The following is a 25,105-nucleotide window of genomic DNA, read 5'->3' as shown; positions in this document are numbered from 1 at the left end:
TTCTAATGTCATATCACGCTATGGCAAACACTTCTCTAATCATAACGTACTCTGATCCTTTCCTTCAGGGCACTACCTCGGGATGGATAGGCAGATTGAGGTAGAGAAAGCGAGTCAATCAATCCTGTCACGGTGTAATCGCTGCACTCTTATATAAGCTGAGTAAGGGTATTTTATATAGAGAAGGCAAAAATACTGTATTTAAAGCTAGTTAACTATTTGATCGGAAATGGCGATCGGGAAAATTGCTCTGGGGTTTGGACTTTAACTTAGAAGTGATATCGTAGTATCGGTAGATAGTAGATTTCCGGCTGTCAAACAACTTGAGAATTGAATCAATGACAATTTCTGTAACTATCGGGTTAAAGTCGGAAATAAAGTCCTCGGCATTTAGATTTTCTTGAAAAAATTCCTTGGCTCGATCGCACTGATAGCGCATTTCGTCAAAGCCAACCATTTTTACCACAAACGTTGTCAGGGGCGAACTCTCCAAATCGGTATTAGAGGTGCTTTTAGCCCGCCCATTTTCTAATAAATTCAATACTTCCGCTTCTAAACTAATTTTAGGTTGATAAGGTTTGTCTATTTCTGGAAAAAAGCTTTCTAGGCGTACGCAGTTAGGAGCCAGCTCCGGAATTCCTCCCATCATCATCGCCAGAGAAACCTCAATCCCCAAATCCGAAGAAAGAGCTTCTAGTAGGGCTAGGGCAGACAGTTTGCACCCCAAATAAAGCTTCGCAATTTCGAGATTGTACTTAGCAGTCGTTTCCCAGCGCTGATATGTGCGATCGTCTGGATATCCCTCAAACTGCCGGAAAATTATTTCTGGCTTGAGATAATTCAGAAAACCTTCCATCTTGAGCAAAGCAACTCGGTAGTCGCGAATCGTGTAAAAACCGCAGCAGATGAGATTGTGATTGGTTTCCGGCAGTAAATTCCAGGTATTTGCCAAAAAATGGGCTGAACTATGGTGAGCAAAACTCATCACATCCCGGTTAGAAATTCGCACAGCTTTTTTGACCGTTTCCCGCATTTCCTCATCATTCAAACTGAGGTTAAATCGGCTATTTATTGCTTGCAAGCGGTCATAAAGGCGCTGGCTTACCGTTACTCCCGACTCGGCTGCGCGAAACGGAATGGTTGCTTCAATGCAGCCTGCAATTTGAAGCAATTGCTCGCGTTTGAGAAATGGTTCTAGAGCTTTTGCTGCTACGACAGCGCTGAGAAATTCGTTTTGTCCGGCGAAAGGATTTAGGACTTCGCCCGGTACAAAATTGAATACCAGCATTACCATCTCGAAGATAGCATCCGCTGGCAGTTCCGATCGATCCCTAATTTGTAGTTGTTTGTTAACCTCTTTTGCAACAGGAGTGATGTAGTAGCTGACGTTAAAGTTAATGCTGCGATCGACTTGCACGTAGACGGTATCGTGAAATAAAGCTGCCAAAACCTCGATCGCGTCTTCATCTCCCCCCACCTCAAAAATATGTTCGGGAGTGTGAAAAAACCGCCAGGGCCCCACCATCGGCTGAACAATCAGTTCGGCAATCCGAGCGAGTTCACTGGGTTCGACTTTTGCTTCCAGGCGATCGAGCGCCCAAATCAGCCTTTCTAAGCACTGTAAGTAGGCTTGTTTGCTATCCATCACAGTCTTTCCCCATAACATTGCTGTCAGTCGATTTTAGATTTTAGATTTTAGATTTTAGATTTTCTCGACAGATGAATCTGGAAGCTGGAACCTTAGTCTAAAATTTTTAGATCTCCACGACTGGAGTCCACGGCTTATATCCGTTTTTGGGGGGTCAGGTCAGCCACCCTGCTGTTAGTTTGATTTTGTCCTAGATGCGCCCCGGCAGTTTATATTTGAGATTTATGAGCTTTTTGTGGAATACTTTAGCTGCAATTGAGAAGCGAAACACTAACTTAAACTACACTTAATTTCCGGTAGCTGACCTCCCCTGTTTTCCTAATCTAATTAGCACAAAGTATGACAAGTAAATTACATAGATTACTAAACCTATCAGACCCAACAATCCCAAAAACTGAGGGGTTGCCGTAGGGTGAAACATTTGTTTGTAGAGCCAAGGTGGGTCTAACCAAATGCGGCAAAAAGGCTCGTCAATTACCTGAATTTGAGATTTAAAAGCACAGCTTAAGAAGGGAAGTTGAGCTAGAGCGCCCAAACCGCTGTAAACAGTAATCGCCCACCTCCAAGCTGTAAAAGCCAGTTTCAGGGGCGACTGCGGTCGATCTGCAATTTCTTCGTTTAAATCTTCCCAAAACCACAGACTAGCAGGAATTAAGGCCCTCCCAATCACCGACGATACAAAGCTCACAGGCAGCGCCGCCATCATCAGGTAAAGTGTAATTGCCAGCAAACTCGCCACCCGCCAATAAATAATCGACAAACGGACGATCGCATCAGCTTTTGCCACAACAGCCCAAATCAGCACTACCAGCGGGATCGAAATTGTTAATAACACAGACAACCGGTAATCCATCCAGACTAGCGGTTGAAACCAAGGCCCGGTGGCTGCCAATAAAAGACTCAACATCTTTGGGAAAATATACTCACTTATTTGTCACAAATTTTACTACAAAAATGCTAAAAAATCAGCAACCAGAACACGGTCTTGATGTTTTAGTTACTACTACCTTTTCTAAGGTGCTTGGCGCGCTTTAAAACGTACTTGATACACGATAGACGGCAATATACTGGGATTAAAACTGTTTATTCCTCGAATCTCGCCTTCCCATCCCCCGAACCAAGGGGGGACGCCAGAGTAAATTATTGTCTCCCTTGCTTCAGGGAGTGGAGAGAAGCTGGCCGATTTGAACCATTGGGATAGAAGCCAAATCTCGCCACTATTTCAAGGCTCAACCCCTCAAATAAAATTCTCCCGCGCCAAAAGTTAGATTTCGGCGCGGGAGGGCAGGGATAGAGCTAAATGGCTCGTTTATTCCTCGTAGATGCGGCACTCAGCAGCGTCAGGATTGTCGTCGCAAAATTTTTCAAAAGAATTCTTAGGTTTGACTTGCTTTTGGTGGGAAGCTTCTGCTTGCAGTTCTTCAACTGCGTCCCACGCCGCCGCGCATTCCCCGGAAGTGGCGCCCTTGAGGTCACAGACTGTACGAGCGCTTTCTAGTTCTTCTTCAATTTTTTCTTGGATGTTGCCTGCGGGTGTTGTTGTCATAAAGCTTGTTGGTATGAATGTGTAGGAGAATATGGTGGTCCCCGACCTATTTCTAGGTAATGTTAGCACGCCCCTGGGTTTAGTGAGCTGGTTCGGCTAACGGCACATCCTTAACCCAAATAAAGATGTTTAACCGTTAACGACAGAGCAAGGGACTAGCTAAGCAGCCACTTGGTGTCATCACTCAAAAAACGTAGACCTCTAAAGTCTTAGGCTAGTCAAGAGTGGTTTAAGTCTTAGGCTAGAAGCCCAGTGTCTTTAGACCTGGGTCGTTGACCTTATTAAGTAAGAAAGGTTTTCTTTTTGGATGTTAGTTTGGGTTTGATTTGCTGTTTCGGTCTGGCGACCCCAGCTAATAATAGCTTGAGATGCGCTGCTGTTGCAGCAGCCCAGATAGAAACCATCCATAACTGCGATCGCAGCAGCCGTCTCTACTTCCTGCTTTACTCTACCCCGTCGGCGGGGGAAGGGTCCACAGGCATCAATGTAGGTCGAGCTGACCTTACTTTTGATGAAAACATTACACGATGTTCGTGTGTCAAACTGTATTGAGCTTTATCTTTTAAGATTTAGCTGAATACGGCATTTAACACTAAACAGATTAGTCGGACACTCATGTTAACTTATGTTAACACAAGAACGGCAATCGAGGGGGAATCGATCGCCGAAGAATAGGGTCTCCCCAGTGGCCAGTTCCGGTTAGCGTAATGTATAGAGATAGTTTTATAGAGAAGTTTGCCTTATGTACACCCAAAACCAAATGCAATGGGTCAGCGCTTTATCAACCCGTCCCTCTTTGGAATCAGCGCTCAAAGAAGTTATAGAACAAGCCGATCGCGACCTAGAAGGCCCGGCTGATTTAGCGCTGATATTTATCTCGTCTGCCTTTGCCAGCGAGTATTCTCGGCTGATGCCTTTACTCCGAGAACTGCTGCCAGTGCCCGCGATCCTGGGCTGCGGCGGGGGAGGAGTCATCGGCACGAACCGGGGCGGCCTCACCGAAGAAGTCGAGGGATCTCCCGCAGTCAGCCTCAGTCTGGCGCGCTTGCCGGGAGTGAATGTCAGAACTTTTCACGTCGGTGCAGAAGAACTGCCGGACTTAGACAGCCCCCCGGATACTTGGGTGGAGATCTTGGGCGTGCCGGCCCAGGAAGAACCGCAGTTCATCATCTTCGCCGACCCCTTTTCGGCAAAAATTAACGATTTGCTACAAGGGCTAGATTATGCCTATCCGGGTGCGGCGAAGGTAGGGGGACTCGCCGGGGGGGACGGTGCGGGCAGGGGCGCGGCGCTGTTTTGCGACTATCAGCTTTACCGAGAAGGGACGGTTGGGGTAGCTTTGAGCGGCAATATAGTTTTGGAAACGATCGTCGCTCAAGGCTGCAGGCCGATCGGGCATCCTTATCGGGTGACGGAAGGAGATCGCAATATTTTGCTGAAACTCGAAGAACAAACCGACGATACTGGCAGCGGAGGCATCGAGCGATCGCCCTTAGAGGCCTTGCGAGAGTTAGTTCAAACTTTGAGCGAAGAAGACCGAGAATTAGCTCAGCACTCGTTATTTGTAGGCTTAGTCAGCGATGAATTCAAGCTGACATTAGAGCCGGGAGATTTTTTAATCCGCAATCTGTTGGGAGTAGATCCGAAAGTGGGGGCAATAGCGATCGGCGATCGAGTCCGTCCCGGACAGCGCATCCAATTTCACCTGCGGGACGCGCGCACCTCCGCAGAAGACCTAGAAATGCTGCTCGATCGCTATCAGCGGGCTGCCGAGTACAGCGGTACATCTAGCGCCGGCGCCTTAATGTTCTCTTGTCTGGGGCGCGGCGAAGGGCTTTACGGCCAGTCGAACTTTGACTCCCGACTGTTTGGCCGATACCTCAAAAACATCCCCCTGAGCGGCTTTTTCTGCAACGGCGAAATCGGCCCCGTCGGCGGCAGCACATTTTTGCACGGCTACACATCCGTATTCGGGATTTGCCGCCAAAATTCATAATTTGTGAACTGTTGACTGTTGACTGTTGACTGATGACTGATGACTGATGAGTGTTGACAATCTAAAATCTAAAATCTAAAATCTAAAATCTAAAATCGACTGATGACCAATAAATAAAAGCGGCAGTCGCCTGCCGCTTTTAGCTGTAACTAGATGTCTGGAAACCTTAGAAACTAAAGGTAGTACGGAGGAGTCCGACCCAGATATCCTCGTTGTTGTTGTTGTGTTCCGGATTCAGAATCACGTAAACGCCCGGTGTCACCGAAATAAAGTCATTGACTTGGAAGCGATAGAAACCCTCTAAGTGATAAGAGGTGTTGCGATTTCTGGCGACATCGCTGTCGGTAACTTTTGGCGGTACACCAAAGACGAAGCCTAGGACGTTGCCTTGTCGGGCAAAATCTCCCAGAGCCACAGTGATAGCACCATTCTGGATGGTAGCGTCATTGTTGCCACCCCGCAGTTGTTCAGCCTTCGTATAACCGTACCAACCGCCAATCTGAAAGCGACTGCTGGGTTTGAAGTTAACTTGCACGCCATAGTTATCTGATGCGGTAGGTGATTGATCGAAGGGCCGATTAGCCAACAAACTGCCGACGCCGCCCATGAGGTTAACATCGCCTGCCCGATTGTATTTCCGGGTGTAAGTCAAGCCCAAGTCAAACGGTCTGCTAAAAAAGCCGATCTGACCCAGAGCGCTGAAAGAACCGTCGAAAACGCCCCTGCCGTCTGCGGGGTTGGGAGCATCGCCGTCGCCTGCGAGATAGCCCGCGGTAGCTCGGAAGCTTCCCAAGTTGAAACTCACACTTGCGCCTGCTCCCTGCGGGCCGCGGAATACGGCCGGGTTGCGAACTCCAAATCTGGAAAGTGAACCGTTACTCGTAGAGTTACCAAAGGTAGAAGCCTGGTCTGCAATTTCATCGAGGTCAAGTCCTTTAGGACCGACAAAGACTGTAGCTTTACCCATCGGGAACCGATAGTACAACTCGTCTAGTGTGAAATTGCTGTTCTCAGCTCCATCAAACCCTAGGCGAGCCATGTTAGTACCCGTAGCTGTTGCTGCTGAGTAGTTCGCGACGTTGAGGGCTTGCAAGCGAGTTCTGAGCAAGTCTCGACCGGTGAAGCTGGTGTTAAAGTTCAAGCGCACCCGGTAGCCGAGGTTGGTAGACGTTTTGTCGTCGTCAAGACCAACACCATCTCCGAAGGTGTCGCTGACGGCAAAAATGGCTTCTCCAGCCAATTTGGTGGTGGTGGAGAACTGGTTGGCTTCGAGTTCAGCGGTGCGGGCTTCTAGGCCGTCTACTCGTCCGCGCAGGGTAGCAAGTTCGGCTGCAAATTCTTCTTGCAGGCGTTGCAGGATAGCTAAGTCGTCTCGGGTAACTAAGTTACCTGTTGACCCAATTAGCTGGGTTATCTGGTCTAAGCAAGCGTTGACGCCGGCTGCAAATTCGTAGCGAGTCAGGGCGCGGTTGCCGCGGTAGGTACCGTCGGGATAACCAACGATACAACTGTAGCGTTCGACTAGGGATTGCAGGGCTTGGAATGCCCAATCTGTCGGTCGCACGTCGGAGAGCTGAGTGACTGATGTCACCTGGGACATGGTTCCGGACGGTTGGGCCGGCAGCGCTTGGGGAGCGACAGGGACGATGGGACCGCCCATTCCGGCGGGTACTGTCTGAGCAATTTCTACCTTAGTAGCTGGGGTAGTAACTGGGGTAGTAGCTGGGGTGCTGGCGACTGCTGGCACTTCAATTTTCCCAGGGGCGTCTGTGTGGCTGCTTTGAACTGCCAAATCTGATGCTTGGGGCGACGGTTCGGCTGTGCCTGCTGCTGCTAGGGGTTCAGCCGCTGCTGCAGCGCTGCCAGGAGCGATTGGGGCTCCTAAGTCGATGTCGCTCCCTGTTGTTTGCAGTGTTGTTTGCACTGCTGCTTCGCTGGTTTCTGGTTTGATTGAGGCGAGTTTTTCAGCGTCTGCTTCTTTAACGACCGGGGTTTGGGCCGCTTCGACGCTGCTGTTTAAAGCCAGGTTTTCTGGGGCAGCAGGGGCTGCTGCAACTGGTTCTGCAACTATGTCTCCAACTATTTCTGCAATTTTTGACTCAGATGACTGAGCTGTAGCTAGCTGGTTGGCTTCAGCGGTTGCGGTCACTTCTGCGGCGATCGCAGCGGTACTCATGACTGATGATAGCCCCAGAATTGCCGGGGATACTAGCAGTAAATTCCAAAAAGTTCTGTTCATTTTCCTCACACCTTCACACTCTATTCAACTCGACGAGCAGCAATTCCCAACTGCTAATTTTTGTGGTTGCTTGCCTGTTGACAATAAATGCCAAAATAGAACATATCCATAACTGTTGATTCACAGTAGGCGTGTCTACTTATGCTTGAACTTAGGGGGCTGAGCCCTTATACCGCCCAGGCATCAATTCAGGTCAAGCCCACATTACATTACAGTTGATTATACCATCACGTGCTAATTTCATCTCTCGATCGCCCGACTTGCTTGAGTTGCTCTGCGGGCGATCGACTACTGGTTCTATGGGCTCGACCACAATCTGCCTCTAACTGACAACTGCCCAGAGTCCTCGGTTACGCCAGACTTAACAGACAGTTATTAGGTAGGATTGTGGCTGCTTGTCGCATCCCTTATACAGCTTTATATCCTATAATGTCAAGCTTTTTAACCTAAGTTTAAACCTCGCGACCCGGCAGGGGCTATTTTCCCGCCATGAGTGGGGAACTGAAACTTAAAGGCTGGTAGATAGACCCGATCTAAACCAAAGTTCAGGCTTGACCAATTTGGGTTTTTTGATGCCCGCTGCCGTCTGGACTTGCCAGGACGATTGCCTTTTTTGAGACTAACCGTCGGCGGGTTTAATTTCCCGCTATTTTAACACAACTTTTTTGTTGTTTGAGTACGACTGCAACTGGGTGGTGCTTGACCCGCTGTTGGCCCAGGGAAAGCTCACTTGCTTGAGAGACCAACTATGCCCAAGATTCCTAGCGGTTTTAACGATGTTTTTACCTACGGACGATCGCAGGAGTTTAGTGTTAAGCTGGCGAAAATGCAGAAGTCTAAAATAGAGCTGCTGTCAGAACAAAAAAACCAAACGCTGGGGGCGAGCAAGTTATACCATTTTCGATTAAAAAATGGGCAATAACTGATGACATAAACGTTTGGAGCTTGCCTGCAGTCGCATTATTTTGGGTAACTGGTATTAGTATAAAGAGTGAGGGTTTATGGAAGATTTTGGTATTATTATTGCCTGCTGCGACCAAGATTATCTGTTTGCTAAGGGTTGCTGTGCTAGCATCCGCTATTTCCTCGGAGATGTGCCGATTTGTCTGTTGATTGACGGTACGTTTTCTGTGAGTGCTTTGGAAAAGTCATATGGGGTGCGAGTTATCAACCGCACAACTGTTTCTGAAGAAGTTCTAAGAAAAAGAAGTTTTGGTTGGGGCAAAACTAAAATGATTGCTTTTTGGGAAAGTCCTTGGTCAAATTTTATGGTTTTGGATGCCGATACGATCGTCTGGGGCGATGTTCTCAAATTGGCTAACTTTCAAGACTTTGATTTTATTGTAGACAAGCCTTGTTACGATTACCCGGATGCTGATGTTTCGGAATTTTTCTTTGACATTCCAGGCGTTGAGAATCATTTCCCGAATTTTCGTTGGTCGGAATCGCGATCGAACTATTTCTGCACAGGGACTTTCTTTGCTAAACGCGGCGTTTTTAGCTTGGAAGAATACGTGGAAATTTTAGATTTTACGGCGGCAAATCCGGGGATATTTAAGTACGGAGAAATGGGGTTTTTGAACTTTATGATTTTCCGGGCTGCACAAGAAAATCGACTGCGGGTGCAGAATGTGGATATGCAGTTGTTGGTGCCGGATTTTGACCAGGATTTGCTGAGAAAGCGGTTTCCAGTGGAAGAAAGCGGGCCTGGGGGCGATCGCACTGAGGCAACTGTGATTCACTGGTGCGGGCCGAAGCCAACTTTATCGAGTGGGAAAGTTTACTCGGAACCGATGAATTTTTGTCGCCGCAAGTGTGAGGAGGATGTTTGGAACCGCAGGGGTTTGGCTGCCGAGATGTCGCTGCAAGTTGAGGATTTACAGCGATCGATCTACGTGTATAAGAATAAGTTTAAGAAGAAGTTTCGGCAGTTGACCGGTAAGTAGATTCAGAGTTGCGCGCGGGCGAGAAACCGGGAATCTTCCTCGATTTCTCGCCCCCCAATCCAGATTTTTTAATCGTCTTTTGTCAACAGGCTTTTTTTAAACGCAGATGTCAGCCGATGAGCCGGGATGCACGCGGATTTTGGCTTACCCATCAAGGGGTAAAGTTGGCCCGGCTGGGGGCAAAACTTGGCGGTGAACGCTTACTTTGTGGCTTTCCCGCTGAGTTTGCATTTCGACTGCGATAGCCTCAAACTCGACTTCCATGCAGCCGTAGGGAATCTCTAACTCGACACTTGCTCGAACATTTCCCAAGCCGTTAGCTTTAAATTCGGTTATCCAGCGCGGCCCGTCAAGAATCAGGTAGGTTTGTCGATCGTACACCCAAACTTTCACATAAATCCGGGGCATTAATTCCGGCAGTTGCACTTGCACTTTTACAGCCTGGCCGGCGATAATTTCGGCGCGCGGCAATTCCAAAATCGGCATCGGTACTAACTCATCTTCTGGCAAAACGTAGGGAGTCGGGGGAGTGTCTTCTGCAGCAACAGTTCTGGTTTGTTGAGCAACTTGTTTCGGTTGCGGCGGTTCGTCAAAAACGACAAATTCTCTGGCTTCCGGGCTAGTGGATTTGGGGTCGGAAATTGTTTGGCTGGTTTCGGGTTGCTGCTGGGTTGCGCTGCTTTCTTCCACAACGGCAATAGCGTCGCTGCTATTTGCGGCGGCTGTTGGAGTTGGTGACAGGGTGGTTGCTTTGAGCCAGTCGGGGGATTCGCCGTTGCTGGCTAAGGAACTCAGTCGCGACCAAAATCGCCTTTCGACGTTTAAGGTTTGAAATGCCTGTTTTGTGGGTGCTGGCTGGGTTTCTGGGGCTTTTTTTTCTAATTCGACGTTGTTTTCTGGTTTTTGGTCGATCGCTCCGGTTTCCGCTGTTTGAGGGGGAGTTGGGATGTCTGAGGGTTTGGTTTGTGGGTCGCTCGATTCTGCGACCGTTCGAGGCGAATTGGAGATTTCCGACAGCAATTGCGATCGGCTGCTGTCGGGCAGTTTGTTACCAAATGCGGGCAGTTCTAGACCGCCTGCACTTGGAGTGTGACGCGAAGCCAGTAGGGGGGGTAAGGCTTCAGTAGTTGGGGCTTCGGCGGGGGAGGGAGGGTCTAAGGATTTTTCTACTAGCTTGAGAAAGGATATATTTTTGGCGCTTCCAGAAGGTTTTGAGGCTGTTGGGGAAGGTTCAGCTTGATGCTTTTCTTCGATGAAATTGTCTTTAATTTCCTGTAGAAGGTGCTCTAAACGAGCTGTAATTGTGAATAGTTTGGTGGCTAGGGTGACGCCGCCGCTGCTAAGAATTGCTTCTCCTAAAATGAGGCGACTTTTGCATTCGGTTGGGATGTAGGTGACGCAGGCAAAGATGCAGGGGGGAACTTGTTCTGGCATCGGCTGCTGGATTTCTGCGAGAATTTTTGAGGTTTGGGGGTCGCGGAGGTAAATTTGCAGTTGTGCTGAACCGATAAGTTGTTTGAGTTCTAGCGTTTCGGATTCGGGGATGAGACTTGCTGTTTTTCTGCTTTGTTGGGGGGGTTGGGGAATGTCGATTTTGCCGGAAATGATTAAGGGGCGACCGAGTTGGGTGACGAAGGTTTCTCGATCGAGGACGAGTTCGAGTTTGACGCCCGGTTTGGGTTTGGGGGTTTGGGGAATTGGGAATTGGTAAATTTTGGTTTGCTGCGGTGCTGAATCGGCTGCTGCGATTTGGGTTGGTGCGGCGCGATCGATCGGTGCTGCAATTTGTGGGGCTGCGCGATCGACCGATGCTGGAATTTGTGGGGCTGTGCGATCGACCGGTGCTGCGATTTGTGGGGCTGCGGGGGAAGCTGCGGGTTCGGTTTGGTCGATCGGCGGTAGGGGTTCGGAGGTTTCAGATTCTGCGGGCAATACTTCCAACTGAACGCCGTACTGCCAAGGTTTTAATGGTGTTGCTTTGGGATCTGGCAAGCAGGAGAGTTCCCACAGTCCGGGTTTGAGCCTGGTGTAGGGAATGATCACGACTAATCCTTCGGGGTTGGTGCGGGCCGATCGGCTTTGGACTTTCCGCTGCGCCCCTGAGTCGAAGGAGGTATGGGTAACGCGAATTTCGATGTCGGTGTTGGGGTGCTGAATGCGAGCCACAACACGGTATTTACCTTCTAGAATTTCCACGTCGGAGGTTTCTAAGGGCAACCAGGCGCGATCGCCTTCTTTTTGTAGCAAAAATTCTAATTTTTTCATTTTAGTTTCCCCTTGAAGGCTCCCGCTTGATTCGTCACAGCTTGGCAGCGGGCTGTTGAGCGACAGCTACAGGCATTGAATTACTTTATGTTTTATAGCCTATCATCACTCTCGGTCAAGAGGCCCACTTACCAAGGACTGCCGATAATGCTGAAAGCTGCCCAGTAGTAAGGATGGGATAAATCTTTGCTGTCGAGTTTCGAGATGGACGGGGGCAAGGGAGTTTCGCCCCGGGAACTTCGCAGTTGACCGCGTTCGATCGTCACTTTGCCTTCGATCGCACCAATTTGTGCTTGCCTGAGAGCTTCAGCTTTAATGATTGGAGGGTCTTGTGGCCTGCTGATTTTTAACTGCTGGTAAAACTCTGTCATCAGGGCGAGAGTCCCCGCATCGCTGACGTACCACAGGCTGGCGAGGGCTGATTTTGCTCCCGATTGCAGTGCTAAACCGGCAAATCCGAGTTCTGCTTCTTTGTCTCCCAAGGCGGTTCTACAGGCGCTTAATACTAACAGTTCAAGAGGGGGATTGTTCCATTTTAACTCTCTCATTTGATCTAGTCTAAGTTGCGTGTCCCAAAATTGAATGTAGGAGTTATTTGGGGTTCCGGGGCGGAATTCGGCGTGGGTGGCAAGGTGGATGATTCCGTATTTTTGTTGCAGTCGCTGGGATTGCAAGTTTACTATGGTGAAATCTTCGTTGAGAAAGGATTGACCGGGCCACTGTCGGGCGATCGCGCCCAATTCTAACGGCACTGCTGGCAGCGGTTCTTTGTTCGCCGTTTCTGCGAAATCTGATGCGCCCATTGCTAGAACTTGCACGTTTCTGAGGTCGGTGTAATTGCTGTCTGTTAGTTTGAATGCGGGGATGCGGGCCAGGCTGTATTTTTGGATCAGAAATTGCTGTCCGTCGTGCATTGCTGCTAGGGGTACGGTTCGCAAACCTTCGCCGACGCAGAACAGCAAGGTTTCAATTTTTGCTGTTTGCAAATCTGTTTCTAGGGGTGCAACTATCCATTTGTAGAGTTGTTGGGCTGGTTCTAGATAGGTGGTGGTATTGAGTTTTACGGGGTTGGTGATTTCGCTGCTGAATTCTTTGACTACTGAGAGCAGTTTTTCTTGTTTGGCTTCCGGGACGCTGCGGTGAATAGGCGGGCGATCGGGCAATATTAAGATTAATTCTAGTTGGTCGGTGCGGGGGATAGCGTAAATTAAAGCAGGATTTTTCTTTGTTTGAACTGCTAGGCGAGAGAGAGTTTTTGATATTGCTTCGGCGGTTTTTGTACGGGTTCCAAAGTCTTGTTCAAAGTATGTTTGATAGTCTTCTTCCCAGCTTTCTTCGATTCTGGTTACGGCTTCGGTGAGGTTGCCCCGATCGAGTAAATTTCTCATTTCTTGCCCGTTAAGCCCGCCCTGACCTGTGTTTTGGGCAATTGTAGCGAGGTTCGCGGTACTCCAGAAGAAAAATATTGCTGTCAAACAGTAAAAAATAGCTTTTTTAATTTTTTTCTGAGTCGTGTGTTTTTGGCGTTGCTGCTGGGATTGGTAGTGCATGATTTTGGGGCGGTTAAGGGCGCCGTTGGCGGCAGCAGTTGGCAAAAGTTGGGATGTGGGTGGGAATTTTGACTGTGCTGGCGATCGCCGCACGATTATAGCATTCAAGACGAACCGCAAATATCTACCGTAGGGTGTGGACACCAGCACTAACTGAGTCCCCGCACCAAGAAATTCGCGATTTATGTAAAAGTTTGTAAATTATGCAGGGGTTTTGCATAAACAAGACTTACACAAAAACCCGGTTTCTTCAAATAAGTCCTGTTTTTTACCTAGCAGCCAGGTGCATTTAACTGAGATGTTACACCATTCTCAATAATTCTTTTACGAACAGACTTTCCGGCCTGTTCCACAAAAAATTGATCACTTGTGGAATGGGCCCCAGAGCCCGTTCTTAAGAATGGTGAAAGATGTGAGTTTAACCGACATTACCTCTACGGGCGTCTTTGACTTTTTGCGGCACATCCGCACTTCTCAAGTTGAATCGGGTTTGCTCTTGGTGTTGAATGAGGAATATCATGAACCGAGCGACCTTATATTGAGTGATTTCAGTAGATATATTCTCTGCATTTACTTGTTTTAAAATAGTTAAGTCTTTTCACGCCAACTTACTTAAACATCGACTGATTAATTGTTTACTCTCGGAGATATTTCCCGTTATTTCGTACAATTAGTCGAGACTGCCTTTTGCCTAAGATTTAGTCGGAAAATCTCCTAGTTTTTTAGCATCATTCGCGGCGGTTGCCAAGAGTTGAGCAACATAAATAAAAACACTTAATTATTTAGAGGATTTTACGCTCTGGGGTCGATCGCTTTTTCCTTTTTGATTATTGGTTCTCTGCTAGATAAATAAAGTCTGCCTCCTTCCACTATACATTGTGTGCGATCGCACTTGACCGAAAGCATCCAGGATACAAACCCCCGGATTCATCCGTCCATAAATAAAAACCTGTATCCGATGAAACTTGCCCCCCGAATTTATCCGTGAAGTCAAGACTTCAATTCTTTAATCTAAAATCTAAAATCTCAAATCTCAAATCGATTGACACGGTGCGATCGCGATCGGACTGAGGAATGTGTCTTAGTATTTCTTCACACATCCTGCTTTCAGTCTATGATATATGCCTTATGGCGTATTTGTGTTTAAAGCCCGTTACCGCGTACCGCTGATGAGTCAATCAACCAATTCACCGCTATCCCAACCAGTTTCTCGACGCACCGCCCTCAAATTCCTCGGAGTTGGTGCCGCTGGCGGGCTGCTGGGCTACTCTCGATTTTCCAAGCCAGAGCCCACCATTTTTGTGCAAGATTCTCTTGACTTGCCGCGAATGCTGAATAAGCGCAAAACCGTTGCAGTTGTGGGGGCAGGCTTGGCCGGGCTCGCCTGTGCTTACGAACTCTCCCAGCGAGGTTTCGCCGTAACATTGCTCGAAAAATCGCCCCAACTCGGTGGCAAAATTGCTAGTTGGCCTATTCAAGTCGGGAACGAAACTTTTATGATGGAACACGGTTTCCACGGTTTTTTTCCGCAATACTACAACCTCAAAAGTGTGGTTGAAGAACTAGAAATTACTGATAACTTTGTATCTTTAGAATCCTACGCCGTTCTGTTTCGAGACGGCAAATACAAACCCGAAATTTTTCGTCCCAACCATTCAGCTTTTCCCTGGAATATAGTTGACTTGGGGATATCTTCTCCCAATCGGCTTAAGTGGGGAATCAATCTGACAAAACCCGCTCACTGGCAAGTATTTCGGGAAATCGGCGGTTTTCAGACTCAAAAAAGTTTTGAGAGACTAGACAATATATCCGTTGCCGACTGGGTAAAAGGTGAATTCCCGCGCGGACTTTATGACTTGTATTTTCTGCCTTTTGCAAAATCCAGCCTCAACGCTCCCGACGAATTGAGCGCAGGAGAATTAATGCAATTTTTCCACTTTTACTTTTTCGGAAATCCAGAGGGTTTGGCTTTCAACGGCACGCGGCAAGATATGGGCACGAGTTTGGTGCAGCCTATTGCCAGAGCCATTGAAAGCAAAGGCGGCAAAGTATTGACAGATGTCGCAGTCAGTCAGATTCGCTGGGAAAAGGGTCAGATTGATTCTTTGACTTACCAATCGGGAGACGTGCAAAGTAAAATACCTTTTTGGGTAAAGCGAAATGCACTGTTAACTGACAGCAACTCTACCGAATATTTCGGCGCTGGGGACAGCGTATTTGCCGCCGCGCCGTCGGGAAAAGAGGCAATTTCTCTGAGCTGCACTCACCAAGGTTGCACTGTTCAGAAACAGAATGACGGTCAATTTCACTGTCCTTGTCACGGGGCTGTTTTTGATGCCGAAGGACGAGTTGTCAGCGGGCCTGCTCAGCGGGATTTGCCTCGATTTAAGGTAGTCGATGAAAAAGCAGATGAAATACAGTTAGCAGCAGCGGTTAACCAATCGCAGCCTCCAAATTTGGGAGAAACAGTGAAGGCTGATTACTATGTTTTTGCGGCTGATGTTCCGGGGATGCAGCATTTGTTTAGTTTGGCTAGCGGTGAAGTGAATCCGCAAGTGTACAGCCGGATCGAGAGCTTGAAAATAGCCGATCCGTTTGCGGTGGGCCGTTTTTGGTTCGATCGCGAATTTCCCTGGGAACACAGCAATTTCAGTTCGCTTTCCGGCTACAAACTGACTGACAGCATTACGCTTTACCACCGAATTCAGGATCAGTTCATCGAGTGGAATCAGAAAACTGGCGGTAGTGTAGTGGAACTGCACGCTTATTGTTACAAGGAGAAGGAGTTTCCGAACCAAGAAGTTTTACTGGCTACTTTTGAGCAAGAATTGTACGAAATTGTACCGGAATTAAAAGAGGCAAATATGCTGCACCGGGAATTGGTAAATCAAAAGAATTTCTCTGGATACCCGCCCGGTAGCTATGCAGAACGACCAGAAACTTGCTGCGCTGTTCCCAATCTTTTGTTTGCGGGAGATTGGGTAAAAATGCCGTTTCCTTGCGGTTTAATGGAAAGGGCAGTGAGCAGCGGTTTGTTGGCAGCTAATGCTATTTTATATCAGGAGGGTTTGCAGAGGCGATCGCTCTTGACGGTGAATCCCGAAGGCGTGTTAAAAATCTAAGGTTTGCAGCGGGGGCGGGTTTGATAAATCGTCAATTATCGGCTGCTCTTCTCGGTGAAAACCGCCCCCAACCATACGATTTTAGATTTTAGATTTTACGCAATGAGAATGAGTGATTTAATAAGGGCTTGGAGGTTTCCTACAGCTATATTCTTTTGTTAAAATGAGTTATGGTTTGTGGGTCTGGTTTACCTGAAGAGAAAAGGCAGAGCTTGCGAACAAAAAAATATCTGCGTTGAGGGGGGTGGATATACGGTTAAAATATTATTGAATGAGTATAAAGCAATAATAGATGCTGAAGAGTAACTGCAAAATTCGCAATAAATCTGTAATGTTTGATGCTTTTGCAACAGAATACGATTTCGTCGCCACCTTGCAAAGCCAGAACGATTTCTTTACTAAAAATCTATCGACAAGCAAAGGTGCAGTATTAGATATTGGCTGCGGTTCGGGAATTCTTGCTTTTGAATTAGCCCAGCATTACGATAATGTAGTGGCCGTCGATTTATCAGCAAAAATGCTGGACATCGCCCGTCAAAAACGCTCAGCACCCAATATCGAATACATCCAAATGGATGCCAGTCAATTAGCACTCGATCGCAAATTTGATTTAATAGTTAGTGCTACTACTTTTCACCACTTGCCAAACCTCCCTGCCTCCCTCGCTGCCATTAAAAAATTGTTAAATCCGCACGGAAAAATCGTTTTTTTAGATAATATATCGGAAGTCGAAACACCTGCGACACTAGGCTACATATTAGGTGCGGCGAGAGATTTTAGACCCGACTGTTCCACCTACGGATTTCGCAATGCTTTAAGATTATTAAGATTTAGACTGTCGCCAAGTTGGTTGAAACATTTAGCTAGCGACAGGTACTTGTCAGAACGGAGATTTAGAAAAATTTACGGTCGTTGCTTTCCGGGCTGTTATTTTGTAAAATTGGGTTGTTTTATGGGCGTAATTTGGGAACATTTGTAATGCAAAACAACGCGATAAAATCGGTATCTGCAAGGGGAGAAAAAACTCACATCCGCGAGTTGGGCATTAATCTCGACCGGTGGTATGCAATCGCGCGCAGCACCGAGGTGCACACACAGCCTGTCGCTGCGAAAATCTGGAATCGGGCGATCGTACTTTTCCGCGACAGTGCAGGTAAAATCAACGCTTTAGAAGATAGATGTCCGCACCGACAAGTTAAACTCAGCCACGGCAAAGTTAAAGGCGATTTGATCGAATGTGCTTACCACGGATGGCGGTTAAATGCAAGGGGAGAATGCGCCGAAGTCGATTATTTAGCAGAAAATCAAAAGCTACCTAACTGCCAAATTTGCTCTTACCCAATCCAGGAAAAAAACGGTTTTATCTGGCTGTTTCCCGGCGACGAAACCCAAGCAAAAAAAATAGACTTATTGGAGTTGCCAGAGTGGGAACATCTAAATTATATTGCCACAGTTTCAATCATTGACTGTCAGGCACACTATTCATTTTTAATTGAAAACTTGATGGATATGTACCACGGACACTTGCACAATGATTGGCAAGCTTGGGCAAATCCAGTGTTAGATAATTTAGAAGAAAACGAACATCAAGTAACTGCTCGCTATCAGGCACAAAGTTATTACAAAATAGATAAAATCTGGTCCATTTCTCAGTTGTTTTTTAAATCTCTGCGCCGACTGCACCCGGAACCGCTAGAGGTGAGTTATGTTTACCCGCACTGGGTTTCAACTTTGGGGAGCGACTTTAAGATTTACTGCTTGGTTTGTCCGGTGAGCGAGACAGCAACTCGGGCTTATTTAATTCACTTTACCTCATTAAATGCGTTTTGGCGGCTGCACAAATTGCCTGTATGGTTTCGCAAGTTTATCAAAGATAGCTGTTTCGGTGCTGCTCAAAAATTATTAGATGGTTTGGTGCGGCAGGATGTGTTAATGATTGAAGAAGAACAGCAGGCTTTTTTGCAGAATTCAGAAAGAAAGAATTATGAATTAAATCGGGCTTTAACCAGCGTGCAAAAGTTGATGAGAAGTCAGGCGGAAAATGGATAATTCAGGATCAGATTGAAACCTGCACAGGCTAATATGTATATTTCACAAAAATCAGGGAAGTAGAACCGAGGGGAATTCGGCTAGTCCTGAAAGCAGAAATTGTATTTGTTGGATGCGCTAGGATTTAGACTAAAAGTTAGTTTAAAAGAAGATGAATTGGCGATCGGATAATAAAAGCAATCGCAATTCATCTACGTTAATCTGCCCCTATCTGCGCTCAAAAAATCTAAATTCCCCAGCACAAACCTTACTTTTTAGGCCGCTGCTGCTGGTAAACGCTGATAACTTTATCGGCATAAGTAGCAGTTGCCCCACTTTTACAAGCTGCGGAATTCCCTGTCATCCACCAGCAAGCGGCGCGGCGTACAGCGGTTAATTCATTGTTGCTGCTAGCTTTGTATTCGTCGCGCAGCAAATCGCCCACGATACAGGTAACAATTGATTTGGCTTTTGTGGCGTCAGCCTCAAATTGTTGCGGTGTTAAATCTTGTTTGGTACAGAATTTTGCCCAGCGGGAAATATTGTTCGGTAAAACTTGCCACTGACTGTACATTCCGTCATTTGCTGCTTGTGGCGGGGCGGCTTGTCGCAGCGCTTCTACGAGGGCGGAAACTTGCGCGTCGGTGACTGCTTGCGCTGTGGCTGGAAGTGATTGCAATCCGAGGCTAATTATCAGGCTGCCGAATAGTAGATTGGTTTTTGCGATCGATTTAAAATTCATTCACAATCCCCTGTTTGATTTAAACTTTTGTTTCCTCAAACAAGGTTTACTATTTTGTGGCTAGAATACCTCTGTCTTAAGTATGATTTGCTTGTTGAATGGACTGTCGATCGCACTTACGATAGAAATTGTTAATCTGTACGATAAAATCATAGAAGTACAACCCAGGGAAATTCGACGTTACGCTACAGCAGAGGGTAGAGTACCATTCGGCGAGTGGCTTGATTCGCTCCGCGATCGGAATGTTAGAGTTAGAATCAAATCTAGGCTTGACCGAAGTTGAGCAAGGTAATCTCGGAGATTTCAAGTCAGTGGGACAAGGAGTTTTTGAACTCAGAATTAATTATGGCCCGGGCTACCGCCTCTACTTCGGACAAGTCGGCTTGACAATTGTGGTAATCCTCATAGCTGGGGATAAAAGCACCCAAGAACAGGACATTCGAGAAGCTATAGAATACTGGACAGATTATGAAAAACGTGAAAATGCCTACGAGTGACAGCTATCGCGAGTACCTAATTGAATCTCTCAGAGAGGCTGAAGAAGCTGCTGGTTTTATCGGGGCTATCTTGGAAGAAAAAGACCCTGAACCCGCACTTTTGAGAAATGCCATCAGAAAGGTAATTGAGGCTCGAATCAGGATGAATGCTCTTTCTGATTCAGCAAAAGAACATCACGAAAAACTCGATAAAATGCTGACTGAAAGCGGCGGTTCGGAAATTTACAGTTTGGTAGAATTGCTCGAAGCGTTAGGATTTAAACTAGAAATTGCTGTTGCAGATATTGATTTACCCCCTGACTCGAAATCAACGGATTTTGGGGAATCACAATTCTCGCCCGAACCAGTAGTAATTAATCCCAGTTAATGAGTAAATCGCGCCCTCACCCTTCCCTCACAAAATCAAACAATCTGTGAGCCATTTCTAGCTTGCTGCAAGATGCTATTCCTACTTGCTTGCCGGCGGCATTAATTAATATTGCTTGATTGGTATTGCTGCCGAAACCTGCACCTATTCGATCGATCGGGTTTGCGGCAATTACATCCAGTTTCTTCTCCCGCAATTTCTCCACAGCCGGCTTGACAATATCCCCAGTTTGTGCGGCAAAGCCGATTAATTTTTGGTGCGGCTGTTTCAAATTTCCCAACTCTGCCACAATATCCGCTACCGGTGCCAAAGGCAAACAATTCGGGAGCGATCGCTTCGGCAATTTCTCACTACTGTACTCAGCCGGCTTCACATCCGCTACCGCCGCCGCCATCACCGTCACATCCGCCTCGTGAAAGCATTGCAGCATCGCCTGCCGCATTTCTTCTGCACTCGCAACTGCGATCGCCTGCACACCTGAGAGCGGCAATTCGCCAGTTATACTGTGTACCAGCGTCACTGTCGCGCCGCGGTGCCTTGCAGCTTGCGCCAAAGCTATACCCATTTTGCCAGTGGAAGGATTGCCGATAAACCTCACCGGATCGAGGTGTTCCCGCGTTCCTCCCGCACTGATTAACACCCGAATGCCCGCTAAATCTCGATCGCCCTTCGCATACAACAGCGATTCAATATGAGGCAAAATCTCATAAGGTTCTGCCATGCGGCCGACACCGGCGCGATCGCACGCCAGCATTCCCGCCCCCGGATTCGCAGCATGATAGCGCCGATAACTCAACACTTCCCGCCAATTCCGCTGCACCGCCGGCTGTTCCCACATATCCGTATTCATCGCCGGTGCCAGCAAAATAGGGCAAGTAGAAGCTAAGACAGTATTAGTTAACAAATTATCAGCAAAACCCCCCGCCAACTTAGCCAAAGTATTAGCTGTCAGGGGAGCAATCACAAAAACTTCCGCCCATTCTCCCAATTGAATATGCAGGGGGCGGCCGTGACTTGGTTGCCAAAAATCTTTGTCCGTAAAAGCAGGATGGCGGCACAGAGTAGCAAAAGTCAAAGGCGTTACAAACTCCCCTGCCGCATTAGTAAGAATAACTTTAACTTCCGCTCCCGCTTTGGCTAAAGTGGAAACTACTTCGCAAACTTTGTAAGCCGCAATCCCGCCACTAACGCCGATTAAAATTCGTCTGCCTTTCATGTCATACCATTTTAGATTTTAGATTTTAGATTTTAAATGGGGAATGACTGATTAATACCAGGGTTGAGAGCTGGCCTACATTCACATTCTTTTTTGAAACGGGTGTCATTTTTTCATAAAAAAGAATCAAGAAAGAAATTAAGATAAAAACAGACTAAAATCCCTCACTCATCTGTTTAATCTGCAACAAAATATGCTGCTAACTTCTTTCTCAATTCCGTCGAAATTTTTGAGCTAGATTTTTAAGTCTATGCTTCGTCGTAGGCTTCCATATCCAGAAGGTGGAGATAAGGTTCAACCAGCTCCGGCCGCTGAAAAGCAAGCGATCGCAACAAATGCCAATCATTCAATCCCTCAAAAGGATCTGTATAATCGTCAACTTCCAAACGGACAGCCAATTCTGCCACGTCCTGAGAAGTAAGTACAGCAATATCGCGCGATGCTTTGGTTAAAGTTTTCATTTTTTTCCCCTGCCCGAGACTTCCGCCATACTATATACTAAACCTTTAATCAGATTTCGACACAGTTTCTACAACAAAACTTCGCATTACATCTATAACTTCCGGCAGAATCTCGTGTCCCATGTTAAATTCTTGATACTGCACCGCAGCTCCCCAAGCCGTCAAACTCTCGCGCGATCGCACAGCAGCACTAACGGGAACAATAGTATCTTGAGTACCGTGCACGATTAAAACAGGTGGCAAAGCACTCCCAGCAACTGGCGAAATCGGGTGTAAATAACCGCTCAGACAAATTAAACCGGCTACGGGCAAAGTCAATCCTACATCTAGAGTCATCGCTCCGCCTTGAGAAAAGCCACCTAAAATCGTGCGAGACAAAGGCACGCCCGTGCTGCTTTCCAAAGACAGCAAAAATTCCCTCAGCAATTGCCGGCTTTCTACCAATCCCTGAGCGTCTTTGCTTTGAAGGTTATACCACGCTTTGCCACTGCTTACTTGCGGATGGGGAAAGGGGGCATCGGGAAACACAAACTGATAATCCGGCAAATTGAAAGCCGGTGCTAAGGGAGTCAAATCCCGAGCATTAGCACCCCATCCATGCAAAGCGACAATTAAAGCGACAGGTTTGCGATCGGTTGTGGGCGGAATGCTAATAGATTGTAAAGACATCGTAGTTAATAATTGGTAATCTGGCCTTGCTACAATTATAAATTGTCACGACGGGTAAAACCCCAGATATTTGTTTTCGGCAATATTCCGCTGAAAATTAGCACGCGCTTGCCAATAACTATAACTGTTGACTGTTGACTGTTGACTGTTAACTGTTGAAAGGAGAGTGCGAAATCCGAAACCTTCCCAATTCTAGTGCGGATACTTCACCTTTTCTAAACAGGAATTAGGGAGCATCTCATATTTGTAAAAACACTTCTTCTGGCTCCTTCCGTCTTGCTATTTCCTATTTCCTCCTGCCTCGAAACTCTAATTTCTAGCTTGGCTGCAAAAGTGATATCGTTTCCGGTTGCATCGGAATAATAAAATCGAGTCAACAGTTAACACTCAACCATTGAGTTTTTCCACCCCTCCTTCTACAGTCAACAGTCAACAGTCAACAATCACGGACGGTGAAACCGGAATTGATATGAGATGCTCTCAGTAAGACTCAGCTAGAAGCGAGATTTCTCCCGCTAATTCCAAGTGGCACCTACCGCAGGCGAAACCTTAGAAACAGATTGCTTAGACTGTTGTCGCACAGGCACCTCAATCCAAAATTCAGTTCCCTCTCCCGGAGCCGATAGACACCTGAGCGAACCTTGATGTTTGTCCACTATTTGATAGCCGATCGACAATCCCAAGCCAGTACCTTTGCCTACAGGTTTGGTAGTAAAAAACGGATCGAACAAACATTTTTTTACATTGTCCGTCATGCCCGCTCCATTGTCAGCAATTCGCACGCATACACAATTAGAACTTAAAAGTTCAGTACGAATCCGAATCCTAGGTAAAAAAGCCGCATCATAGGAATTTTTACCATTTGGTAAAATGTGACTCCTTTCTTCATGTAAAACATCAATGGCATTGCTCAAAATATTCATAAATACCTGATTCAATTGTCCCGGCCAGCACTCCACTAAGGGCAAATTTCCGTATTCTGTGATGACTTGAATGCCCGGAAAACCAGGTTGGGGTTTCAGCCGACTATCCAAAATCATCAAGGTGCTGTCAATGCCTTGGTGAATGTCAACAGACTTCATTTCAGCTTCATCCAAGCGCGAAAAATTCCGCAGAGAAAGGACGATTTGGCGGATGCGTTCAGCTCCCATATTCATAGATTTTAGGATTTTAGGCAAGTCTTCACTGATAAACTCCAAATCGATCTCTTTTAGTTTGGCTTGCACTTCTGGTGTTGGGTTTGGATATTGCTGCTGGTATATTTCCACAAGTTCCAGCAAGCTTCGAGTATATTCGCCTGTATGGATCAGGTTGCCAGAGATGAAGTTGACAGGATTGTTAATTTCGTGGGCAACTCCAGCCACCAATTGCCCCAAGCTGGACATTTTTTCAGTTTGGATGAGTTGAAATTGAGTTTCCTGCAAATTTTTTAGTGCCGTTTCTAGTTCAGCGGTGCGCTGTTTTAGTTGAATTGTGCGATCGTACACTTGCTGTTCTACTTTTGCAGTACGTTCTAGAGACATCAACAGGTAAATCGTCAAGCTGCCAGTCATCAATAGCCCGATCGCGCCAATTGCCAGGGAACCCTGATGCGTCCTCAGACTGTTGTACCCCTTTCCGGGCAAAACTAGCAGCCTCCACTGGCGGTCTGCTACGTTAAATAAGCGAGTGCAAGCACTAGGATTTTGACAGATTTTTCCCCGCAAATTAGCTAACTCTGGCTTTTCGTATTTTGGGTTATCTATCAACTGCTTAGATTGTGAGTCGTAGCGCACCAGAAAGCGTTCTTTCTCTATAGCAGAGTTGTCATAGAGGTAAAAATTAATGTTGTCTAAATTTAGCGATTCTAAAGAAGAATCGACCATACTGGTGATCTGAAACAGACCCGCAATAACTCCCCTTATGTTTTGGCTGCCCTTGACCGAGTTATCGGGAGAATTTGTGGTCTGGGGTACTGGTAGAAATACTTGCAATCCCGGTTGATTGTTGCTGACTAATCTAATCCGCGCGGAAGCAGCTATTTTCCCGGTATTCACCGATTTCTCTAAAGCGGCTTTGCGATCTGGGCTGGAGGCAACATCAAAACCGATCACTTTGTTATCTTCTTCTAGTGCTTCTCTGTAAATAATTGGAAAGTATTCCGATCGCACTTTTACTTTAACCGGCTTTTTGTTAGGAGTTCGCTCGTAAATTTGAAATGCCGGAAAACCTTGGGCTCTAATTGTCCGTTCGTAAGCGGCTTTTTGAGCAGCCGGCACGCGCCGAATCCAGTTAACAGAATGTATAGCAGTATTTCGGGCAAGTGCAGGTTGAGCGAATTGCTTAAAATCTTCTCTGGTAACTTCAGTAGATGCCCTGTAGAATCCTTCAAGTGAGTACAGAACTTCTAAATTTTTATTGATGCTTTGCTGCAATGTCACATTCAGGCGATCGGCTTGCTGATGAAATTCCGCTTGCATTCGTTGGTTTTCCGAATGCCACACGACGGCTGCGGCTGCCAATGACAAACTCGTACCGGTGCAAATAGTCAAGGCTGCTGGAATGTAACGACGATGCGACAGTAAACTTTCGGTCAGCGAATTAAACCAATTGCTCGAAAAATTCATATTTCCACACCTTCTGCTACCGAAGTGCAATTTTTTAAAGACTTGTAAAATTCCTTGATAGCACGAAGGACAGCGCAGAAACGAGATTGTCTAAAAACTTATGATCGCAGGAATAGAATTTCGCCTGAGAAACCCACTTTCTACAAAAATTTTGGTGTGGTAACGAGAAACTGGGGAAGAAACCGGCTATTTATGAATAGTGCATCC

At 46.8% G+C, this 25,105-nt stretch carries 19 protein-coding genes and 1 pseudogene; 9 read left to right on the top strand and 11 right to left on the bottom strand.

The window, feature by feature from the left end; translation table 11 throughout:
• Window positions 1-211 precede the first annotated feature (211 nt).
• The 3 genes from QUA45_RS08780 to QUA45_RS08770 form a co-directional block, all read right to left on the bottom strand.
• Window positions 212-1,666 carry a hypothetical protein gene (locus QUA45_RS08780; protein WP_333099031.1) on the bottom strand — a complete coding sequence of 485 codons (1,455 nt, stop codon included), beginning with the start codon at window positions 1,664-1,666 and terminating at the stop codon, window positions 212-214.
• A 268-nt stretch (window positions 1,667-1,934) separates the two neighbouring features.
• Entirely contained in the window at window positions 1,935-2,555 is a 621-nt protein-coding gene (locus tag QUA45_RS08775) for a DUF3177 family protein (RefSeq protein ID WP_333099029.1), read from the bottom strand.
• A gap of 402 nt (window positions 2,556-2,957) precedes the next feature.
• Window positions 2,958-3,194 (bottom strand): Calvin cycle protein CP12, encoded by a 237-nt coding sequence (locus QUA45_RS08770; RefSeq protein WP_190662788.1) that lies wholly within the window; start codon window positions 3,192-3,194, stop codon window positions 2,958-2,960.
• A 742-nt stretch (window positions 3,195-3,936) separates the two neighbouring features.
• Between QUA45_RS08770 and QUA45_RS08765 the strand changes: the two genes are divergently transcribed.
• Window positions 3,937-5,190 (top strand): FIST N-terminal domain-containing protein, encoded by a 1,254-nt coding sequence (locus QUA45_RS08765; RefSeq protein WP_333099028.1) that lies wholly within the window; start codon window positions 3,937-3,939, stop codon window positions 5,188-5,190.
• Between the two features lie 166 nt (window positions 5,191-5,356).
• Here the strand turns inward: QUA45_RS08765 and QUA45_RS08760 are convergent, their stop codons facing one another.
• The gene (locus QUA45_RS08760) at window positions 5,357-7,429 is read right to left on the bottom strand and encodes an iron uptake porin (protein ID WP_333099027.1); all 2,073 of its coding nucleotides are present in this window, start codon (window positions 7,427-7,429) and stop codon (window positions 5,357-5,359) included.
• Between the two features lie 748 nt (window positions 7,430-8,177).
• Here QUA45_RS08760 and QUA45_RS08755 point away from each other — a divergent pair.
• The gene (locus tag QUA45_RS08755; protein WP_333099026.1) at window positions 8,178-8,351 is read left to right on the top strand and encodes a hypothetical protein; all 174 of its coding nucleotides are present in this window, start codon (window positions 8,178-8,180) and stop codon (window positions 8,349-8,351) included.
• Window positions 8,352-8,430: 79 nt separating this feature from the next.
• A complete protein-coding gene (locus tag QUA45_RS08750) occupies window positions 8,431-9,375 on the top strand; it encodes a hypothetical protein (protein WP_333220308.1) in 945 nt (314 codons plus the stop codon).
• Between the two features lie 144 nt (window positions 9,376-9,519).
• Here QUA45_RS08750 and QUA45_RS08745 read toward each other — a convergent pair whose 3' ends face one another.
• Both QUA45_RS08745 and QUA45_RS08740 read right to left on the bottom strand, forming a co-directional pair.
• Window positions 9,520-11,640: a hypothetical protein gene (locus QUA45_RS08745; RefSeq protein ID WP_333099022.1), complete on the bottom strand. Its 2,121-nt coding sequence runs from the start codon at window positions 11,638-11,640 to the stop codon at window positions 9,520-9,522.
• 128 nt (window positions 11,641-11,768) lie between these two features.
• Entirely contained in the window at window positions 11,769-13,298 is a 1,530-nt protein-coding gene (locus QUA45_RS08740) for a CHAT domain-containing protein (RefSeq protein ID WP_333220306.1), read from the bottom strand.
• 292 nt (window positions 13,299-13,590) lie between these two features.
• Between QUA45_RS08740 and QUA45_RS08735 the strand changes: the two genes are divergently transcribed.
• The 4 genes from QUA45_RS08735 (at window position 13,591) to QUA45_RS08720 (ending at window position 18,361) form a co-directional block, all read left to right on the top strand.
• The gene (locus QUA45_RS08735; protein WP_333099019.1) at window positions 13,591-13,773 is read left to right on the top strand and encodes a hypothetical protein; all 183 of its coding nucleotides are present in this window, start codon (window positions 13,591-13,593) and stop codon (window positions 13,771-13,773) included.
• 538 nt (window positions 13,774-14,311) lie between these two features.
• Complete coding sequence (locus QUA45_RS08730; RefSeq protein ID WP_445305241.1) at window positions 14,312-16,312, top strand: FAD-dependent oxidoreductase; 2,001 nt, start codon at window positions 14,312-14,314, stop codon at window positions 16,310-16,312.
• 292 nt (window positions 16,313-16,604) lie between these two features.
• The gene (locus tag QUA45_RS08725) at window positions 16,605-17,291 is read left to right on the top strand and encodes a methyltransferase domain-containing protein (RefSeq protein WP_333220304.1); all 687 of its coding nucleotides are present in this window, start codon (window positions 16,605-16,607) and stop codon (window positions 17,289-17,291) included.
• Window positions 17,291-18,361: an aromatic ring-hydroxylating dioxygenase subunit alpha gene (locus QUA45_RS08720; RefSeq protein ID WP_333099016.1), complete on the top strand. Its 1,071-nt coding sequence runs from the start codon at window positions 17,291-17,293 to the stop codon at window positions 18,359-18,361. The genes QUA45_RS08725 and QUA45_RS08720 overlap by 1 nt, the downstream gene beginning before the upstream one ends.
• 247 nt (window positions 18,362-18,608) lie before the next feature.
• Here the strand turns inward: QUA45_RS08720 and QUA45_RS08715 are convergent, their stop codons facing one another.
• The gene (locus QUA45_RS08715; protein ID WP_333099015.1) at window positions 18,609-19,082 is read right to left on the bottom strand and encodes a hypothetical protein; all 474 of its coding nucleotides are present in this window, start codon (window positions 19,080-19,082) and stop codon (window positions 18,609-18,611) included.
• Window positions 19,083-19,233: 151 nt separating this feature from the next.
• On the opposite strand from QUA45_RS08715, the pseudogene QUA45_RS08710 reads away from it, so the two are divergent.
• Window positions 19,234-19,579: pseudogene (locus tag QUA45_RS08710) on the top strand (type II toxin-antitoxin system RelE/ParE family toxin).
• On the top strand, window positions 19,566-19,946 hold the full coding sequence (locus QUA45_RS08705) for a transcriptional regulator (RefSeq protein ID WP_333099013.1): 381 nt from the start codon (window positions 19,566-19,568) through the stop codon (window positions 19,944-19,946). The pseudogene QUA45_RS08710 and the gene QUA45_RS08705 overlap by 14 nt, the downstream one beginning before the upstream one ends.
• Window positions 19,947-19,962: 16 nt before the next feature.
• Here the strand turns inward: QUA45_RS08705 and coaBC are convergent, their stop codons facing one another.
• From coaBC to QUA45_RS08685, 4 genes are all read right to left on the bottom strand, one after another.
• Window positions 19,963-21,162 carry a bifunctional phosphopantothenoylcysteine decarboxylase/phosphopantothenate--cysteine ligase CoaBC gene (coaBC, locus tag QUA45_RS08700; protein ID WP_333220303.1) on the bottom strand — a complete coding sequence of 400 codons (1,200 nt, stop codon included), beginning with the start codon at window positions 21,160-21,162 and terminating at the stop codon, window positions 19,963-19,965.
• A gap of 248 nt (window positions 21,163-21,410) precedes the next feature.
• Window positions 21,411-21,623: a protein IsiD gene (isiD, locus tag QUA45_RS08695; RefSeq protein WP_006632739.1), complete on the bottom strand. Its 213-nt coding sequence runs from the start codon at window positions 21,621-21,623 to the stop codon at window positions 21,411-21,413.
• Between the two features lie 45 nt (window positions 21,624-21,668).
• Window positions 21,669-22,292: an alpha/beta hydrolase gene (locus QUA45_RS08690; protein ID WP_333075226.1), complete on the bottom strand. Its 624-nt coding sequence runs from the start codon at window positions 22,290-22,292 to the stop codon at window positions 21,669-21,671.
• A 515-nt stretch (window positions 22,293-22,807) separates the two neighbouring features.
• Entirely contained in the window at window positions 22,808-24,898 is a 2,091-nt protein-coding gene (locus tag QUA45_RS08685) for a CHASE domain-containing protein (RefSeq protein WP_333099009.1), read from the bottom strand.
• Window positions 24,899-25,105 lie beyond the last annotated feature (207 nt).

The sequence above is a fragment of the Microcoleus sp. Pol12A5 genome, assembly GCF_036701435.1.
Lineage (GTDB): Bacteria > Cyanobacteriota > Cyanobacteriia > Cyanobacteriales > Microcoleaceae > Microcoleus.
The sequence above is the reverse complement of the archived record's forward strand: the minus strand, read 5'-3'. Positions and strand labels throughout refer to the sequence as shown.

Coding starts and splice junctions, on each gene's coding strand:
- QUA45_RS08780 (WP_333099031.1), bottom strand. CDS start 1,666: ATGTTATGGGGAAAGACTGTGATGGATAGCAAACAAGCCTACTTACAG.
- QUA45_RS08775 (WP_333099029.1), bottom strand. CDS start 2,555: ATGTTGAGTCTTTTATTGGCAGCCACCGGGCCTTGGTTTCAACCGCTA.
- QUA45_RS08770 (WP_190662788.1), bottom strand. CDS start 3,194: ATGACAACAACACCCGCAGGCAACATCCAAGAAAAAATTGAAGAAGAA.
- QUA45_RS08765 (WP_333099028.1), top strand. CDS start 3,937: ATGTACACCCAAAACCAAATGCAATGGGTCAGCGCTTTATCAACCCGT.
- QUA45_RS08760 (WP_333099027.1), bottom strand. CDS start 7,429: ATGAACAGAACTTTTTGGAATTTACTGCTAGTATCCCCGGCAATTCTG.
- QUA45_RS08755 (WP_333099026.1), top strand. CDS start 8,178: ATGCCCAAGATTCCTAGCGGTTTTAACGATGTTTTTACCTACGGACGA.
- QUA45_RS08750 (WP_333220308.1), top strand. CDS start 8,431: ATGGAAGATTTTGGTATTATTATTGCCTGCTGCGACCAAGATTATCTG.
- QUA45_RS08745 (WP_333099022.1), bottom strand. CDS start 11,640: ATGAAAAAATTAGAATTTTTGCTACAAAAAGAAGGCGATCGCGCCTGG.
- QUA45_RS08735 (WP_333099019.1), top strand. CDS start 13,591: ATGGTGAAAGATGTGAGTTTAACCGACATTACCTCTACGGGCGTCTTT.
- QUA45_RS08730 (WP_445305241.1), top strand. CDS start 14,312: ATGCCTTATGGCGTATTTGTGTTTAAAGCCCGTTACCGCGTACCGCTG.
- QUA45_RS08725 (WP_333220304.1), top strand. CDS start 16,605: ATGCTGAAGAGTAACTGCAAAATTCGCAATAAATCTGTAATGTTTGAT.
- QUA45_RS08720 (WP_333099016.1), top strand. CDS start 17,291: ATGCAAAACAACGCGATAAAATCGGTATCTGCAAGGGGAGAAAAAACT.
- QUA45_RS08715 (WP_333099015.1), bottom strand. CDS start 19,082: ATGAATTTTAAATCGATCGCAAAAACCAATCTACTATTCGGCAGCCTG.
- QUA45_RS08705 (WP_333099013.1), top strand. CDS start 19,566: ATGCCTACGAGTGACAGCTATCGCGAGTACCTAATTGAATCTCTCAGA.
- coaBC (WP_333220303.1), bottom strand. CDS start 21,162: ATGAAAGGCAGACGAATTTTAATCGGCGTTAGTGGCGGGATTGCGGCT.
- isiD (WP_006632739.1), bottom strand. CDS start 21,623: ATGAAAACTTTAACCAAAGCATCGCGCGATATTGCTGTACTTACTTCT.
- QUA45_RS08690 (WP_333075226.1), bottom strand. CDS start 22,292: ATGTCTTTACAATCTATTAGCATTCCGCCCACAACCGATCGCAAACCT.
- QUA45_RS08685 (WP_333099009.1), bottom strand. CDS start 24,898: ATGAATTTTTCGAGCAATTGGTTTAATTCGCTGACCGAAAGTTTACTG.